The following is a 16,684-nucleotide window of genomic DNA, read 5'->3' as shown; positions in this document are numbered from 1 at the left end:
GGCCCGGTCCGCCCCTCGTCGCCGCCGCGCGGGCCGCGTAGATCCGCGAAATTGACGGCGGTTTACCGGTCAGTTCCGGGCTTCGTCGCACGCCGGACGGCCGGATAATTTCTACCATTCGCTATTCCCGTCCGATTTACGCCATGTCCGATTCGATGCCTACCGCCGGCCCCGTGCCCGATCCGCAGCAGCTCGACGCGGACATCGCGCTCGTGATGCAGAGCGCGCTCGCCTGCCATCACAAGGGCGAGCTCGCCGACGCCCAGGCCATGTACGAGGTGATCGCCACGGCCCGGCCGAACTATGTGGACGCGCGTTACAACCTGGCGGTGCTGCACGTGCAGACCGGCAACCCGGAGGCGGCGCTGCCGCATTTCGAGGCCGCGTTGGGCATCGACCCGAACAACGGCCAGTTCTGGGTCGCCTACATCAACGCGCAGATCGAGGCGGGCCGCGTGGCCGCCGCCTGGGCGATGATCGGCATGTGCCAGCAGCGCGGCATCCACGGCCCGGCGCTCGACGGCCTGATCCAGCGCCTGTCGATTTCGGCGGAAGGCCGCGCCGCGGCGGCCGTCACCGCCGCCGCGGGCCATGCGGTGACGGTCACGCAGGCGCCCGCCGCGCCCGAGGCGCCGGTCAACGCGGACACGCGCGGCGCCCTCGGGCGGCGGCCGACCCAGCAGGACGCGTCGCGCTTCACCGCGCTCTACAACAAGGGCCGCTACGCCGAGGCCGTCAAGCACGCGCGCACCATGACACAGCGCTACCCGGCGAGCGGCTACGCCTGGAAATCGCTCAGCAACGCGCTGCACAAGGACGGCCAGTACCTGGCCGCGGCCGAGCCGCTGGCGCGCGCCACCGCGCTCGATCCGGCCGACGTGGTGCTCGGCACGCTCTACGCGGACGTGCTGCGCCTGGCCAACCGGCTCGCCGATTCGGAGCGCGAAGCGCGCCGCGCGATCTCGGTGGACGACCGCTACGCCGAGGCATGGCGCGTGCTGAACATGACGCTGCTCGCGCAGGGCCGCAGCACCGAGGCGATCGCGGCCGGCAACCGCTCGATCGAACTCGCGCCCGACTCGCAGCAGATGTACGGCTCGCTCGGCGTGGCGCTGAGCGAACTGGGCGCCACGCTGGAGGCCGAACGGGCGTTCCGTCGCGCGCACGAGCTCACGCCGCGCGACGCCGCGATGCACAGCAACCTGCTGTTCTGCCTGACCCATGATCCGCAGCTCGACAGCGAGGCGATCTTCGCCGAGCACCGTCGCTTCGCCGACATTCACGAGGCGCCGGTACGCTCGCGCTGGCCGCGCCACGCCAACAAGCGCGATCCGGAGCGCCAGCTGCGCGTCGGCATCATCTCGGGCGACCTGTTCAATCACGCGGTGGCGTCGTACATCATGCCGATCCTGGAAGTGCTGCACCGCGATCCGTCGCTGTCGCTGCACGTCTACCACAACCACACCACCGAGGACGGCATCAGCGAGCGCATGCGCGGCTGGACCGACAGCTGGCTGCAGGTGGCGGGCCTGACCGACGACCGTCTGGTCGAGCGGATCCGCGCCGACCGCATCGACATCGTGCTCGACCTGTCGAACCACACCGGCCGCAACCGCCTGCCCGCGCTCGCGCGCAAGCCGGCGCCGGTGCAGATCACCTGGATCGGCTATCCCGGCACGACCGGGCTCGACGCGATGGACTACTACCTCGCGGACCGCTTCGGCGTGCCGTTCGGCGAGATGGAGCGCCAGTACACCGAGAAGATCATCCATCTGCCGGCGGGCGGCACCTTCAAGCCGGTCGACAACGCGCCGCCCGTCAACCTGCTGCCCGCGCTGCACAACGGCTTCGTGACGTTCGGCAGCTTCAACCGCCTGAACAAGCTGCGCCGCGAGGTGATCGCCGAGTGGGCGCGGATCCTGCACGCGGTGCCGAACTCGCGCATGCGGATCGGCTCGATCCCGCGCGTGGGCGGCGTGGACATGCTGCTCGAATGGTTCACGGCCGAGGGCATCGCGCACCAGCGGCTCGACCTGCAGCCGCGCGCGCCCGCCGCCGTCTACCTGCAGCAGCACCATCACGTGGACCTCTGCCTCGACACGTTCCCGTACACCGGCTCGACCACCGCGCTCAACGCGCTCTGGATGGGCGTGCCGACCCTGACGATCCGCGGCGACACGCTGGCGAGCCGCGCCGGCGCGGTCTGGATGTCGTCGGTCGGACTCGAGCAGTTCGTGGCCGACAGCGCCGACGATTTCGTCGCCCGCGGCATCGCGCTCGCCAACGACCTGGAAGGGCTCGCCGACGTGCGCCGCGGCCTGCGCGAGCGCTGCCGGCAGTCGCCGGGCTTCCAGCCCGAGCGCATCGCCAACGCGGTGTCCGACGCGTTCCGGATGGCCTGGCGGCGCTGGTGCGCCGACGAGGCGCCGGCCTCGTTCACGGTGCCCGAGCGCGCCGCCGTCGGCGCCGCCGCCGATTCCACGGCCGCCGAGGCCGCCCTCACCGGAGAAGCATGATGAACGCCCTGCCGCTGCGCGCGGTCGAGCCCCAGGCCGACGAACGCATCTATGTGACGCAGCCGCATCTCGCGCCACTCGCCGAATTCCTGCCGTATCTCGAACAGATCTGGGACAGCAAGGTGCTGACCAACGGCGGGCCGTTCCACCAGCGCCTGGAGAAGGCGCTCTGCGAGTATCTCGGCGTCGAGCACCTGGCGCTCTTCACCAACGGCACGCTCGCGCTGGTCACGGCGTTGCAGGCGCTGCGCATTTCGGGCGAGGTGATCACCACCCCGTACTCGTTCGTGGCCACCGCGCATTCGCTGCTCTGGAACGGCATCAAGCCGGTATTCGTCGACATCGACCCGCACACGCTGAACCTCGACCCGGCCAGGATCGAGGCCGCCATCACGCCGCAGACCACGGCCATCATGCCGGTCCACTGCTACGGCCGGCCCTGCGACGTGAAGGCGATCCGCCGCATCGCCGACAACTACAACCTGAAGGTGATCTACGACGCCGCGCACGCGTTCGGGGTCCATACCCACGACAGCAGCGTGCTCGAGCACGGCGACCTGTCGATCCTGAGCTTCCACGCGACCAAGGTGTTCAACACCTTCGAGGGCGGCGCGATCGTCTGCCCCGACGCGAAGACCAAGCAGCACATCGACCACCTGAAGAACTTCGGCTTCGTCGACGAGGTGACGGTGGTGGCCGCCGGCATCAACGGCAAGATGAGCGAGATCAACGCCGCGTTCGGGCTGCTGCAGTTGCAGCACATCGACGCCGCGCTGGCGCGGCGCGCCGCGATCGACGCGCGCTACCGCGTGCTGCTGGCCGAGATACCCGGCATCCGCTGCCCGCCGCCGGTCGACGCGAAGGTGGCGAACCACTCGTATTTCCCGATCCTCGTCGACGATGATTTCCCGCTCTCGCGCGACGGGCTCTACCAGCACCTGCGCGACCACGAGATCTACGGGCGCCGCTACTTCTATCCGCTGATCTCGGACTTCCCGAACTACCGCGGCCTGCCGTCGGCGCATCCGGACAACCTGCCGGTGGCGCGCGAGACCTCGCGGCGCATCCTGTGCCTGCCGATCTATCCGGAGCTGTCGGACGCCAACGTGGAACGCATCGTCTCGCTGATCGCGGAGGCGCGCTGATGCCCGCACGCGCCGCGATCCTCGACATCGCGAGCCATCTGCCCGCGACGGTGCTCGGCAACGACACGCTCGCGGCGCTGTACCCGGAGTGGCCGGCCGAGAAGATCCTCGCCAAGACCGGCATCCGCGAGCGGCGCGTGGCGGCCGACGGCGAGACCGCCTCGGACCTCGCGTTCGAGGCCGCGCGGCGGCTGTTCGCGCAGGGCCGCGTGAGCGCCGGCGAGATCGATTTCGTGATCCTCTGCACCCAGGCGCCCGACTACGTGCTGCCGGCCTCGGCCTGCCTGCTGCAGCACCGGCTCGGGATTCCGACCCACGCCGGCGCGTTCGACGTGAACCTCGGCTGCTCGGGCTACGTGTACGGGCTGTCGCTCGCCAAGGGGCTGGTCGAGACGGGCGCGGCGCGCAGCGTGCTGCTGCTGACCGCCGACACCTATTCGAAGTACCTGCATCCGCTCGACAAGAGCGTGCGCACGCTGTTCGGCGACGGCGCGGCGGCCACCGTAATCGGCCTCGACGAGCGCGCGGCCGACGCCGAGCGCATCGGCCCGTTCGTGTTCGGCACCGACGGGCGCGGCGCGCAGAACCTGATCGTGCGCGCCGGGCTGTTCCGCGAGCCGCGCAGCGCCGAGAGCGCGCGCGAGCACGAGGACGCCTCCGGCAACGTGCGCACCGACGAACATCTGTACATGAACGGCGCCGAGGTGATGGCGTTCTCGCTCGCCGAGGTGCCGCGCGCGGCCGACCGGCTGCTCGAGCGCGCCGGCCTCACGCGCGACGACATCGACTGCTTCGTGCTGCACCAGGCGAACCGGTTCATGCTCGAGGCGCTGCGCAAGAAAATGAAGGTCTCCGAGGATCGCTTCCCGATCCTCATGGAGCACACCGGCAACACGGTGTCGTCGACGCTGCCGCTCGCGCTCGAGCAGCTGCGCGGCGAAGGCAGGCTGGCACGCGGCACGCGCGCCATGCTGCTCGGATTCGGCGTCGGCTACTCGTGGGCCGGCTGTCTGTTGAACTGTTAGCAACCGTTGGCTTTAGGCAGGAACTCTGATGAACGCATTCTACGAAGGGCTCGCGGAAGTCTTCGAAATCGACGCCGCCGAGGTGTCGCCCGCGCTGGTGCTGGCCGATCACAACTGGGATTCGCTCGCGATCGTCTCGACCATCGCGCTGGCCGACGATTGCTTCGGCGTGCTGCTCAACGGCCAGGCGCTCGGCAACTGCCAGACGGTGGCCGACATCGAAGCGCTGGTCGCGGCGCAGAAGGGCTGAGCTTGAACGCGCCGCTCGCCTCCGTCGGCCGGGAGCTGCGCTCCGGCGGCGCCCGCATCGCCGGGGTGGTGTCGTGCGTGCCCGCGCGCGAGCTCGCCAACGACGTCTTCGTCGAACGCTTCGGCGAGGCCGGCGTGCGCGACGTGGTCAAGATGATCGGCGTCGAGCGCCGCCGCGTGGCCGCCGCCGGCGAGACCGCCGGCGACCTGTGCCGCGCCGCCGGCGCCCACCTGCTGCGCGGCCTGGGCTGGCGCGCCGACGAGGTGGACGCGGTGCTGTTCGTCTCGCAGACGCCCGACTACCGGCTGCCCGGCACCGCGTTCGTGCTGCAGGCCGCCTGGGGGCTGCCCGCCGCGTCGATCGCGCTCGACATCAACCTCGGCTGCTCCGGCTACCCGCAGGCGCTCTGGCTCGGCATGAACCTGATCCGCAGCGGCGCCGCGCGGCGCGTGCTGCTGGCCGTGGGCGACACCATCAGCAAGCTGGTCGATCCCGACGACCGCGCCACCGCGCTGCTGTTCGGCGACGCCGGCACGGTCACCGCGCTGGAAGCCGATCCCGAGGCCGAGGACGCCGTGTTCGTGATCGGCTCGGACGGCGCCGGCGTGCCGAACCTGATCGTGCCGGGCGGCGGGTGCCGGGAAAGCGTGGTTGCCGCAACCCCGGCCGGCATGCCGGAAGCGGCCCCCGAGGCCGACCCGCGCCTCGCCGGCCGCTCGCGCGCGCACCTGTTCATGGACGGCGGCGAGATCTTCAACTTCACGCTGCGACGCATCCCGCCGCTCGTCGCGCGCACGCTCGAGCTGGCCGGGCACGGCGTGCCGGACCATGACGCGTTCCTGTTCCACCAGGCCAACCTGTTCATGCTCAAGCATCTGGCGAAGAAGGCCGGCCTGCCGGGCGAGCGCGTCCCCGTCAACCTGACCACCTACGGCAACACGAGCTGCGCGTCGATCCCGCTGCTGATGACCACCGAACTGCGCGAGGCGCTCGCCACGCGGCGCCAGCGCCTGGCCATGTTCGGCTTCGGGGTCGGCTACTCGTGGGCCTCGGCCTCGCTCGTCGCCGGGCCGCTCGCCGTGGTCGACACCATCGAATCATGACCGCCTTTTCCGATCACGCCCTCGCGGGCGGCACCTATCTCGTCACCGGCGCCTCGTCGGGCCTCGGCCGCGCCACCGCGGTGGCGATCGCGCGCGCCGGCGGCCGCGTGATCGCGGGCGGCCGCGACGCCGCGCGCCTCGCCGACACGTTCGCGGCCCTGCCCGGCGACGGCCATCGCGCCGAAACGCGCGCGCTCGACGACGCCGACGTCACCGCCGAGTGGGTCTCGGAACTGGCCGAGACGCACGGCGCGCTGGCCGGCGTGTTCCACGCGGCCGGCATCGAGCTGATCCGCCCGGCCCGCATGACCAGGCAGGCGCAGCTCGACGAGACGTTCGCCGGCAGCCTGTTCGCGGCGTTCGGCATCGCGCGCGCGGCCGCCAGGAAGGGCGTGCTGGCCGACGGCGCCTCGCTGGTGCTGATGTCGTCGGTGGCCGCCTCGACCGGGCAGGTCGGGATGACCGCCTACTCGGCCGCCAAGGCCGGCGTGGAAGGGCTGGTGCGCTCGCTCGCCTGCGAACTCGCGCCGCGCCGGATCCGCGTCAACGCGATCGCGGCCGGCGCGGTGCGCACCGAGATGCACGCACGCCTCACGCGCGGCAGCCCCGACGACGCGGTGGCCGCCTACGAGTCGAGCCACCTGCTCGGCTTCGGCGAGCCCGAGGACGTGGCCAATGCCGCGCTGTTCCTGCTGTCCGACGCGAGCCGCTGGGTGACCGGCACGGCGCTCGCCGTGGACGGCGGCTACCGGGTGCGCTGATGAATTCGCCGACGGGTGGATCGATGCATGCGCCGGCAGGTACGCCGCACGACGCCGCGAAGCCGGCCCGCTACCTCGTGGCCGGCGGCGGCGCGTTCGCGCGCGAGCTGATCAACTGGGCCGAGGATGCCGCCGACGCGGGCCTCGGGCCGCGCGTGACGGGCTTCCTCGACGCGAATCCGCGGGCGCTCGACGGCTTTCCCTACGCGCTCGAATGGCGCGGCGACATCGACACCTACCAGCCCGCCGACGGCGACGCGCTGCTGATCGCGATCGGCGAGCCGCAGGCCAAACGCGACGTGGTGGCCCGGCTGGCCGCGCGCGGCGCGCGCTTCGCCTCGCTGCGCCACCCGAGCGCGGTGGTCGCGCGCAGCGCGCGGCTCGGCACGGGCGTGGTGCTGTGTCCGCAGGCGGTGCTGTCGGCCGATTGCGAGATCGGCGATTTCGTGGCCGTCAACATCCTGTCGAGCGTCGGCCACGACGTCACGGTGGGCGCCTATTCGACGCTCAGTTCGCACGTCGACCTGACCGGCCACGTGCGGGTGGGCGAAGGCGTGTTCTTCGGCTCGGGCGCGCGCGTGCTGCCGCGCGTGGCGGTCGGCGCCGACGCGCGGATCGGCGCCGGCGCCGTGGTGATGCGCAAGGTGCCCGACGGCGCGACCCTGTACGCCGCCCCGGCGAAGAAGCTGTGAGCGCGGCGATGGACTTCGATCTCGAACTGATCGCGCGCCACTGGCATCTGGTAGGCCACCGGCGCGAGCTGCCGGCCGACGGCGACTTCGTGCGCCTCGACTGCGCGGCCGGCGAGATCGTCGTGTTCAACGACGCCGGCGAACTGGTCGCGTTCGACAACCGCTGCCCGCACCGCGGCGCGCGCATGTACCTCGACGACAGCGGCAACCAGCCGGCCAGCTGCGCCTATCACGGCTGGACCTACCGCGAGGGGCAGCTGATCATCCCGGGCCGCGAGCGGTTCCGCCAATGCTCGATCGAGCGCGCCGCGCTCAACACCTACGCGCTCGACTGGTGCGGCGATTTCCTGTTCGTCGGCATCCGTCCCGCCACCGACCTGGCCACCCAGCTCGGCGAGTTCGAGCCGCTGGTGGCCGACATCTCGTTCAACATCGACCGGCGCCTCGACCTGAACCGCTACGACTACGGCTGCTACTGGCCGCTCGCCGTCGAGAACGCGCTCGAGCCGTACCACATCGGCGCCGTGCATCCGGGCACGCTCGGTACGCTCGCGCTCGAGGACGGCGAGAACCGCTACGACGGCGTGAACTCGCTCTGGCGCACGCCGCTCGGCGCCTCGCGCCAGCGCAACCAGCTCGCGAAGCTGCGGCGCCTGTTCGCGATCGACTTCCAGTACGAGGGCTATCTGAGCCTGTACCTGTTCCCGTTCACGATGATCTCGTCGACCTACGGCTACTCGTACTCGCTGCAGCATTTCCTGCCGGCGGGCGGCGAGGCGGCCGGGCTCACGCGCTTCACGAGCCGGCTGTACGGCGCCCCGACCACGGGCGCGGCGGCCGACGGCATCCTCGAGCCGTTCTTCGCCTCCACCGCGCGGCTGAACCGCCAGGTGTTCGACGAGGATCACGCGATCTGCCGGCGGCTGCCGCGCGACGCGTGGACCACCGCGCCGCTCGCGTTCCCGGCCGACACCGAGGCGAAGATCGACCACTTCCGCGCCTCGTGCCGCGCGTTCGACGCGACGCTGCATCCGGGCGCGCCGGTCGCGGCGCGCTCGGCGGCGTGAGGTGATTTCGGGGTGATCCGAAGCGGCACGCGGCGTGGAGCGGCTCGGGATGGTCGGAGATGGCGCCCCGTCCGTCGCCTGGCGCGGAGAAGACGGCGCGGCGGACGTGGCCCGCACGGCGGGCGGCTCGACCATGGGCCGTCCAGCCCGTCCGGCCCGTCCGCGGCCGCCCGTCGCGCACTCATCGCTCGCCTGCCCGGCCGCACGCCTTCCGGCCTCCCGGTCACGTCATCGCTCACCCGCCGCTCGCTCGTCGCTTACTCATCGCTCGTCGGCTTGACAGCGCGCGGCCGCCCGTGGATCACTGGTGGCTCCTCACCCTTGCGGAGCTTCCGATGACCTTCGAAACCTGGCTCGCCTTCGCCGGCGCATGCATCGTGCTGGTGTTGATCCCCGGCCCGACCATCCTGCTCGTGATCGGTGATTCGCTGGCGAACCGCCACCGGTCGTCGTGGAGCACGGTGGCCGGCGTGGCGGCCGGCGACACCACCGCGATGGCCGTCTCGCTGGCCGGCGCGGGCGCGCTGCTCGCGCTGTCGGCCACCGCGTTCACGGCGCTCAAGCTGGTGGGCGGCGCCTACCTGATCTATCTCGGCCTGCGCTCGATCCTGCAGGCGCGCGCGGCCGGCCGGCAGACCGTGCCGGTCGAGCCGAAGTCGGCCGCGCGCCGCTTCCTGAGCTCATGGACCGTCACCGCGCTGAACCCGAAGAGCATCGTGTTCTTCGTCGCGTTCGTGCCGCAGTTCGTGTCGCCGCACGCCACCTTCCTGTCGCAGTGCGCAGTGCTGCTGCCCACCTTCGTCTGCATCGCGACGGTGAACGCCGCCTGCTATGCACGCATCGCGCGCTACGCGGCCTCGCGGCTGACGGGCGCCACGGCGCAGCGCCGCTTCGGCTACGGCGGCGGCGCGGCGCTGATCGGCGCCGGCGCGCTGACGCTGCGGATGTCGTCGCAGCATTGAGGGGGCGGCGGCACCGGCGGGACGGCGCCGCCGCCCGCCAATCGCCGCATGTAAAAAAAACGGGCAGCCGCTTCCGGCCGCCCGTTTCGCTTTCCCGCCCGCCGCCCGATCACCGGGCGTATCGGCTGAACCGCCCCAACCTGCTCAACCGAGCGTCAGCGCGTTCGTCAAATCACCCGGCGGCACCGCGCCGCGTTCGGCGAACGCGCGGTCGCGCGCCGCCACGCCGTCCAGCGGCGCGAGCCCGTGGACGCGGCTGATGAAGCGCAGGATCGAGTTGGTGTCGTAGAGCGTGTGATCGACGTAGCCGCGCCTGGCGAACGGCGAGATCACCAGCGCCGGAATCCGCGAGCCCGGGCCCCAGCGGTCGCCCTGCGGCGGCGCGACCGGGTCCCACCAGCCGCCGTTCTCGTCGTGCGTCATCACGATCACCGTGTTCGGCCACAGCGGGCTGTTGCGCAGATGCTCGATCACCGCGGCCACGTGGCGGTCGCCCGATTCGACGTCGGCGTAGCCGGCATGCATGTTCAGGTTGCCCTGCGGCTTGTAGAACGTCACGGCCGGCAGCCGGCCCGCGTCGATGTCGGCCAGCAGCCGGTTGGTGGACGGATCGTCGCCGAGCCCCGCGTCGCGCAGGTGGCGGCGGCGCGCCTCGGTGCCGGGGGCGTAGTTCACGAAATAGTTGAACGGCTGATGGTGGTACTGGAAGTCCGGCACCATGCCGGTGTCGCGGTGCTCGATCGCGTACTGCCACGCGCCCGCGTACCAGGCCCAGTCGACGCCCTTCTCCGAGAGCCGGTCGCCGATCGTCGCGTAGCGCTGCGGCGGCAGCACGCGCGGGTTGGTCGGATCGGCATAGGCCGGATTGCCGCCCTCGAGCGGACGCACGTTGCTGGGCTGGTACGGCGGCGCCATGGTGTTCACCGCGTAGCCGTCGGGCGTGAAGAGGCCGTCGTTGACGAACTTCGGCGGGCCGTCGAGCGCCGAGGCCGGCGAATCGTCGGCGAGCTTCAGGCGCGTGCCGGCGGGGTCGTCGCCGTCCACCACCGAGGCCAGCGACCTGGCCGGGCTGGTGGCGATGTCGGGATAGAACGGCGCCTGCGCGGAGATCAGGAAGATGTGGTTCAGCCACGAACCGCCGAACGCGGCCATGAAGAAGTTGTCGCAGAGCGTGTAGTCGCGCGCGAGCTGCCAGAGCCGCAGCGTCTCGGCCGAGTTCCGGTAGTGGCCCATCACCAGGCCGCCCGAATCGGCCCAGGCCGCGAACTGGTCGTTGCGGCCCGCGTTGATCTGCATCTGGTTCTGGTAGAAGCGGTGCCAGAGGTCGCGCGTGATCACGCCGTTCGGCAGCGGCTTGCCGTGCGCGTCGTGGATCCGGAACGGCGCGTTCTTCAGGCCGTGGATGTCGCGCTCGGCGATCATGTAGCGCGTGCCGTCCACCTCCTGCGCCTGCGGCACCAGCCCGCCCCAGATCGCCGGCAGCCGCGCGAGCGGCGTCTTGCCGTCGCGGTCGAGCTGCGTGTAGCGCTCGGCCGGCACCGTCGAGAGCGGCTGCGCGACGCCCGGGAAATCGCCGTACAGGTTCGCGAAGCTGCGGTTCTCGGCGTAGATCACGACGATGTGACGGACCTGCTCGCGCAGCGCGCGGTCGGCGCGCAGCTCGGCTTCCGTGCGCGGCGCGGCGGCCTGCGCACCGCCCGGCGGCGCGGCGCAGGCGCCCAGCGCGAGGCTCGCGCCGAGCGCGGCCAGGCCGCCCAGCGCGCGACGACGCTCCGGATCGTCGGGGCCGGCGGCGCCGGGCAATGCGTCGCTGTCGGCGCTGGCGCCGCTCGGATTCGATTTCGCTTTCGGGTCGGTCACGTCGTCATCCTCCTCGTCCTCGGTCGGTGTGGTGTGTCGTCCTAGAAACGCGTCGATCCGCCATGGACGCTGCGCGTACTGCGTGACGCTTTCGTGACACCACGGGATGCCGCGATGGTAACCGGCCCGGCGCGAGACGGCGCGGGAAATCTCGCCCGAGTCGGCGCAGGATCAGGGGTGGGACATTTCGAAACGGTGCCTGATTTGCGCCCGGTTCGCGTCTGGTTCGCGCCCCTCGGCGGCAGGGAGCGACGGGGAGCGATTGCGCCTGGCCGCCTGCTTGCGCAGGATTGGAGGCTTCGTGGTCGGCCGCATGGGGTGGCCGCCGCGGGCGGGCCCGACGGGGTCGCCTGGGCGGGTTTGCCCGTCGGCGGCGCTCGTTGGTCTTGGCGGTTGATCTTGGCGGTTGGTCTTGGCGGTTGGTCTTGGCCGTTGGTCTTGGCCGTTGGTCTTGGCCGTTGGTCTTGGCCGTTGGTCTTGGCCGTTGGTCTTGGCCGTTGGTCTTGGCCGTTGGTCTTGGCCGTTGGTCTTGGCCGTTGGTCTTGGCCGTTGGTCTTGGCCGTTGGTCTTGGCCGTTGGTCTTGGCCGTTGGTCTTGGCCGTTGGTCTTGGCCGTTGGTCTTGGCCGTTGGTCTTGGCCGTTGGTCTTGGCCGTTGGTCTTGGCCGTTGGTCTTGGCCGTTGCCACCCAATGTTCGCCGCTCACCGAACGCCCGGTCGCCCGCCCGCCGCTCAATCGCCCCTCCGCGCCCCGTGGCCATTCATTCGTGCCGCCCACCGCGCCACGCGCTACGCCCGGTCGCCGTAACCACCGGCCGCCGGATCGCCTGCCGCCGCAAACCCCGCGAAGCAGTCCACGATCGCCTGCCGCAGCTTCGCGACGGCCGCGTCCCGCAACGTACTGACGCGCCAGCCGAGCGCGACCGGGTAGGCCGGCATCGCGAGCGGGCACGCCATGAGCGCGAGCCCCGTCATGCGCGCGATCGCGTCGGCCGCGTGATGCGGAATCGTCGCCACGGCCGACGTGCCGCGCAGCAGGAACGGCAGCGCGGCGAAATGCGTGGTGGACGCGCGCACCGTGCGGCGGCGCCCGATCTCGGCGAGCGCCTCGTCGACGATCCCGACCACCCCGCCCGACGACACCAGCACGTGCTCGCGCGCGAGGAAATCGTCGAGCGTCAGCGTATACCGCCCGGGTCCGGGCGCGCCGGCCGGATCGAGCAGGCAGGCGTAGCGCCCGTCGCCGAGCGCCATGTGGCCGAGCCCGCGCGTGGCGAAGCCGCCCGCCGCGATCGCCAGATCGGCCTCGCGGTTCGCGAGCGCGTCGCCGACGATCTGGCTGTGGGTCTGCCGGAAGATCACGCGCAGGCCCGGCGCGAGCTGCGCGGCGCGCTCGATGAGGCGACGGCCGAACGCGATCTCGAAATCGTCCGACATCGCGACCGACACGGCGCGCCCCTCGAACGAGGCCGGCGCCGGCGCGCCGAACGCGAGGCTCTGCCGGCAGCGGTCGAGCGCCTCGCCGATCAGCGGCTTCAGCTCGCGCGCACGCGCGGTGGGCGCGAGGCCGCGACCGGTGCGCACGAACAGCGGATCGCCGTAGAGCACGCGCAGGCGCCGCAGCGCGGCGCTGACGGCCGACTGCGTGAGGTCGAGCCGGATCGCCGCGCGGCTCGCGCCGCCCTCGTCGAACAGCGCTTCGAACACCTTCATCAGGTTCAGATCGACATCGGCGATATTCATGGCATTCATATCGAAAAGTGGGCTGGCCCGTATTGTCGGGCGGGGCATCGCGCCATGATATGGGCATCGAAACGCGCCCCGGAACCCGGATCGGAGCGCGAATCGAGATATCCCGTCGATAACGCGAAAGCCCGCGCCGGCGGCGCGATCGCCACCACCGGAGCCCGCCATGCCCCAATCCCGAATCGCCGCGCTGCAGATCGGCGCCTCCCCGCTCGGCAAGGCCGAGACCCTGCAACGGATCCTCGCGTTCGAGGACGCGATCCGCCTCGAGCGGCTGGCGCTGGTGGTGATGCCCGAGGCGCTGCTGGGCGGCTATCCGAAAGGCGAGACGTTCGGCACCCGGCTCGGCTATCGGTTGCCGGAAGGCCGCGACGCGTTCGCGCGCTATCACGGCAACGCGATCGACGTGCCGGGGCCGGAGACCGAGGCGCTGGCCGGACTGTCGGCGCGCAGCGGCGCCTCGCTCGTGATCGGCGTGATCGAGCGCGCCGGCGCGACGCTGTACTGCACGGCGCTGTTCTTCGATCCGGCCGCCGGCCTCGTCGCGAAGCACCGCAAGCTGATGCCGACCGGCACCGAGCGGCTGATCTGGGGGCAAGGCGACGGCTCGACGCTGCCGGTCGTGGAGACGGCGGCCGGCCGCGCCGGCGCCGTGATCTGCTGGGAGAACCACATGCCGCTGCTGCGCATGGCGATGTACGCGAAGGGCGTGGAAATTTGGTGCGCGCCGACCGTGGACGAACGCGAGATCTGGCAGAACTCGATGCGCCACATCGCGCACGAGGGGCGCTGCTTCGTGGTGAGCGCGTGCCAGGTGCAGCCGTCGCCGGCCGCGCTCGGCATCGAGGTGCCGGACTGGGACCCGCGGCGGCCGCTGATCAACGGCGGCAGCGTGATCGTCGGGCCGCTCGGCGACGTGCTGGCGGGGCCGCTCGCCGGCGAGACCGGGCTCGTGATCGCCGAGGTCGACACCGCCGAACTGACGCGCGCCCGCTACGACTTCGACGTGACGGGCCATTACGCGCGGCCCGACGTGTTCTCGCTCGCCGTCGACGAACGCGCGAAACGGACGGTTGTGTTCAACGATTGAACGCGAAGCCGAGGCGGCGGCACGGCGTGCGGCCCGGCTGGCCGGGTGCCGCATCGGGCGTTCGGCGAACCGGCGCGGACCCGGTCGCGCGGCACCAGCCGCCCCCGCGCGGCGCGGCACCGCGTCCGCCCGCGCCCGCCCGCGCTCGTCACGCCACTCGACCGGGCCGGCCGCGCCTGGCGCCGGCATCCCGATCGACGCAGCCGGTCGCGCCGCGCCCGTCCGCTCGAGCCACCGGCTGCGCCGGCACGATCGCCGCGCAGATCGGTGCAATCGCGGCGACACGCGCGATCGCGAGAATCGATTCGTCGTCGTCGGACGACGTCCTGGAGTCGGTCAAGTCGGTACTCGGGCAAATCGGGCACGGGCGGCCCGCGCCCTGAGGTGGCGCAGGCGGCGCGGGCACGGCGTGCCGAGGGTCCCGACGCGCTTGATCCATTCGGATGCGATCGCGAGCGGTTTCACTACACTGCCCCGATCGGCCGACAACCCTGCCTACCGTCATCGAGGAGGATCGACATGGTGAACGACATGCGCGCGGTGGTGATTCATGCGCCGATCCGCGATCTGCGCGGCTTGCCCACCTGGAAGCTGATTCCGTTCGCAAGCATCGCCGGCGGCCCGCGCGGCGCCCGCACCTACGGCGTCAGCAAGCACGGCGTGATGATCACGCTCGACGAGACCGCGCCCGGCATCACGCAGACCCTGAACGTGATCCCGCACGACCAGAACGACGATCGCGCCGCCGCGAGCCATGCGCTGCGCGACCTCGCCGACGAACTCGACGCGGCCGGCTTCGATCGCCAGCTGAGCGCCTCGGCCGAAGCGCCCGGACTGGTCGGCAACGCCTGACGAAAGGGGGCTGGCCGGCACCGCGCGCGGTCCGGTCGGCCCGCGTCGGGACCGGATCGGGTCGGGCGGAAGTCGCGGTTCGATCCGGTTCGCTTCCCATCCGGCGCGGGCCGGCATGCTGCCGGCGTCGCCCCGAACGCCATCATTCGCGGCATCCGCCGCCGGCCAGCCGCGGGCCGCGCCGCCTACGCGCCCGCTCAGCCGCGCAACAGATGCGTGGCGTGCGTGATCGCCCCGCCGGCGCGGATCGCGGCCGCGACGAGCGCGGCCTCGGTCAGTTGCGCCTCGCTCGCGCCGGCCTGGCGCGCCGCCTTGCCGTGAAGGTCGATGCAGTACGGGCACTGCGTCGTCAGCGCGACGGCCACCGCGATCAGTTGCTTGGTCTGCGCGCTCAGCGCGCCGTCCTCGAACACGGCATGATCGAATGCCCAGAACGACTTCATCGCGTCCGGTGCGTTTTCGTCCAGCTTCTTCAACAGGGTAAGATTCTTCGGGTCGAACATCACTGCCTCCATGAACAGGGGATATCGCCTGTCATCGTAGCGGCGGGTGGGTTCGAATTGGTCTCGACCTGGTTCCGAATCGTCCAGCCATGCACGCCCCCTGCTCCGCCCCCCTGCTCGATCATCTGCTCGCCACGCTCGATCTCGGCGTGGTCAATTTTTCGATCTGCGACATCCGCCGCGGCTGGGGCGTGCGCTTCGAGCCCTGCCGCGTGGCGAGCCTGCACTACTGCCTGTCGGGCGGCGGCGCGCTGGCGCTCGGCGATGGCACGCGCGTGCCGCTCGCGCCCCACTGCTTCGTGCTGCTGCCGGCCGGCGCGGTCTACCGGATCGATACGCCGGAGCACACGGCCGCGCGCAGCGTCGAGCGCTCGCGCGTGGGCTCCGCGCTCGCGCGCGAAACCGCGCCCGTGGTCAGCGTGGGCGACGGCGCCGAGGGCGTGGTCACCGCCTGCGGCGAACTCGATCTCGGCCCCGGCGCCGCGGCCGATCCGTTCGGGCCGCTCGCGCGTCCGCTCGTCGTGCGCTTCGACGCGGCCTCGGGCCTGCGCGACCAGTTCGTGCTGCTGCTGGCCGAATCGGCGCGGCCCGGTCCCGGCTCGCGCGTGCTGGTCGAGGCGCTGCTCAAGCAATGTCTGGTGATGGCGCTGCGCCGTCACATCGACGCCGCCGCCGATCCGTCCACCCCGGCCCACGCCGTCGAGGCCGCCGGCGGCGCCGTGCTGCCCTGGGCCGGCGGCCTCGCCGACCCGCGCCTGGCCGCCGCGCTTACGGCGATCTTCGAGCGCCCCGCGCAGGCGCTCACCGTCGAACGGCTCGCGGCGCTCGCCTCGATGAGCCGCTCGGCGTTCGCCGCGCGCTTCGCCGAGGCGTTCGGCCAGCCGCCGATGGCGATGCTCAAGACGGTGCGCCTGCGCCGCGCGGCCGAGCTGCTCGCCACCACCACGCTGCCGGTGGCCGCGGTGGCGAAGGCGGTCGGCATGGCGAGCCGCAGCAATTTCTCGGTGGGGTTCCAGGCCCTGTACGGCGCCGATCCGAGCACGTTCCGCCGCCGCTCGCGCCCGACCTACCGCCGCGAACGCGGCCCGGACGAATAAATTTTCGATCCGCTGTA

Annotated in this window: 16 protein-coding genes; 12 read left to right on the top strand and 4 right to left on the bottom strand. The window is 71.7% G+C overall.

All coding sequences use genetic code 11. From position 1 onward, the window contains the following. Window positions 1–143: 143 nt before the first annotated feature. The 9 genes from bpln_RS00725 to bpln_RS00685 all read left to right on the top strand — a co-directional run bounded on the left by bpln_RS00725 (window position 144) and on the right by bpln_RS00685 (window position 9,521). Window positions 144–2,516 carry a tetratricopeptide repeat protein gene (locus tag bpln_RS00725; protein ID WP_055137875.1) on the top strand — a complete coding sequence of 791 codons (2,373 nt, stop codon included), beginning with the start codon at window positions 144–146 and terminating at the stop codon, window positions 2,514–2,516. Beyond that, a complete protein-coding gene (gene vioA, locus bpln_RS00720) occupies window positions 2,516–3,661 on the top strand; it encodes a dTDP-4-amino-4,6-dideoxy-D-glucose aminotransferase VioA (protein ID WP_148654045.1) in 1,146 nt (381 codons plus the stop codon). The genes bpln_RS00725 and vioA overlap by 1 nt, the downstream gene beginning before the upstream one ends. Then, on the top strand, window positions 3,661–4,686 hold the full coding sequence (locus bpln_RS00715; protein ID WP_042623545.1) for a ketoacyl-ACP synthase III: 1,026 nt from the start codon (window positions 3,661–3,663) through the stop codon (window positions 4,684–4,686). Before vioA ends, bpln_RS00715 begins: the two co-directional genes overlap by 1 nt. A 28-nt stretch (window positions 4,687–4,714) precedes the next feature. Further along, on the top strand, window positions 4,715–4,936 hold the full coding sequence (locus bpln_RS00710; RefSeq protein WP_042623544.1) for an acyl carrier protein: 222 nt from the start codon (window positions 4,715–4,717) through the stop codon (window positions 4,934–4,936). Window positions 4,937–4,938: 2 nt separating this feature from the next. After that, entirely contained in the window at window positions 4,939–6,039 is a 1,101-nt protein-coding gene (locus tag bpln_RS00705) for a ketoacyl-ACP synthase III (protein WP_055137873.1), read from the top strand. After that, window positions 6,036–6,800, top strand: coding sequence for an SDR family NAD(P)-dependent oxidoreductase (locus bpln_RS00700; protein ID WP_042623542.1), 765 nt, complete (start codon window positions 6,036–6,038; stop codon window positions 6,798–6,800). Before bpln_RS00705 ends, bpln_RS00700 begins: the two co-directional genes overlap by 4 nt. A gap of 23 nt (window positions 6,801–6,823) precedes the next feature. After that, on the top strand, window positions 6,824–7,492 hold the full coding sequence (locus bpln_RS00695; protein WP_042623541.1) for an acetyltransferase: 669 nt from the start codon (window positions 6,824–6,826) through the stop codon (window positions 7,490–7,492). A gap of 8 nt (window positions 7,493–7,500) precedes the next feature. Then, window positions 7,501–8,559, top strand: a complete 1,059-nt coding sequence (locus tag bpln_RS00690; RefSeq protein ID WP_042623540.1) for an aromatic ring-hydroxylating oxygenase subunit alpha — start codon at window positions 7,501–7,503, stop codon at window positions 8,557–8,559. Between the two features lie 335 nt (window positions 8,560–8,894). Continuing rightward, a complete protein-coding gene (locus tag bpln_RS00685) occupies window positions 8,895–9,521 on the top strand; it encodes a LysE family translocator (RefSeq protein ID WP_055137872.1) in 627 nt (208 codons plus the stop codon). Window positions 9,522–9,665: 144 nt separating this feature from the next. Here the strand turns inward: bpln_RS00685 and bpln_RS00680 are convergent, their stop codons facing one another. Together bpln_RS00680 and bpln_RS00675 are read right to left on the bottom strand one after the other, a co-directional pair. After that, window positions 9,666–11,324 (bottom strand): acid phosphatase, encoded by a 1,659-nt coding sequence (locus bpln_RS00680; RefSeq protein ID WP_055139416.1) that lies wholly within the window; start codon window positions 11,322–11,324, stop codon window positions 9,666–9,668. A gap of 844 nt (window positions 11,325–12,168) precedes the next feature. Beyond that, window positions 12,169–13,131, bottom strand: a complete 963-nt coding sequence (locus bpln_RS00675; protein ID WP_055137871.1) for a LysR family transcriptional regulator — start codon at window positions 13,129–13,131, stop codon at window positions 12,169–12,171. A gap of 160 nt (window positions 13,132–13,291) precedes the next feature. Between bpln_RS00675 and bpln_RS00670 the strand changes: the two genes are divergently transcribed. Beyond that, window positions 13,292–14,215, top strand: coding sequence for a carbon-nitrogen hydrolase family protein (locus bpln_RS00670; RefSeq protein ID WP_042623537.1), 924 nt, complete (start codon window positions 13,292–13,294; stop codon window positions 14,213–14,215). A gap of 148 nt (window positions 14,216–14,363) precedes the next feature. On the opposite strand, the gene bpln_RS00665 is transcribed toward bpln_RS00670, so the two are convergent. Beyond that, window positions 14,364–14,555: a hypothetical protein gene (locus bpln_RS00665; protein ID WP_055137870.1), complete on the bottom strand. Its 192-nt coding sequence runs from the start codon at window positions 14,553–14,555 to the stop codon at window positions 14,364–14,366. A 179-nt stretch (window positions 14,556–14,734) separates the two neighbouring features. On the opposite strand from bpln_RS00665, the gene bpln_RS00660 reads away from it, so the two are divergent. Continuing rightward, entirely contained in the window at window positions 14,735–15,067 is a 333-nt protein-coding gene (locus bpln_RS00660; RefSeq protein ID WP_055137869.1) for a hypothetical protein, read from the top strand. Between the two features lie 197 nt (window positions 15,068–15,264). Here the strand turns inward: bpln_RS00660 and bpln_RS00655 are convergent, their stop codons facing one another. After that, a complete protein-coding gene (locus bpln_RS00655; protein WP_042623534.1) occupies window positions 15,265–15,570 on the bottom strand; it encodes a carboxymuconolactone decarboxylase family protein in 306 nt (101 codons plus the stop codon). An 89-nt stretch (window positions 15,571–15,659) separates the two neighbouring features. Here bpln_RS00655 and bpln_RS00650 point away from each other — a divergent pair, with 89 nt between their 5' ends. Beyond that, window positions 15,660–16,667 carry an AraC family transcriptional regulator gene (locus tag bpln_RS00650; RefSeq protein ID WP_055137868.1) on the top strand — a complete coding sequence of 336 codons (1,008 nt, stop codon included), beginning with the start codon at window positions 15,660–15,662 and terminating at the stop codon, window positions 16,665–16,667. Window positions 16,668–16,684 lie beyond the last annotated feature (17 nt).

The sequence above is a fragment of the Burkholderia plantarii genome, from assembly GCF_001411805.1.
Taxonomy (GTDB): Bacteria; Pseudomonadota; Gammaproteobacteria; order Burkholderiales; family Burkholderiaceae; genus Burkholderia; species Burkholderia plantarii.
The sequence above is the reverse complement of the archived record's forward strand: the minus strand, read 5'-3'. Positions and strand labels throughout refer to the sequence as shown.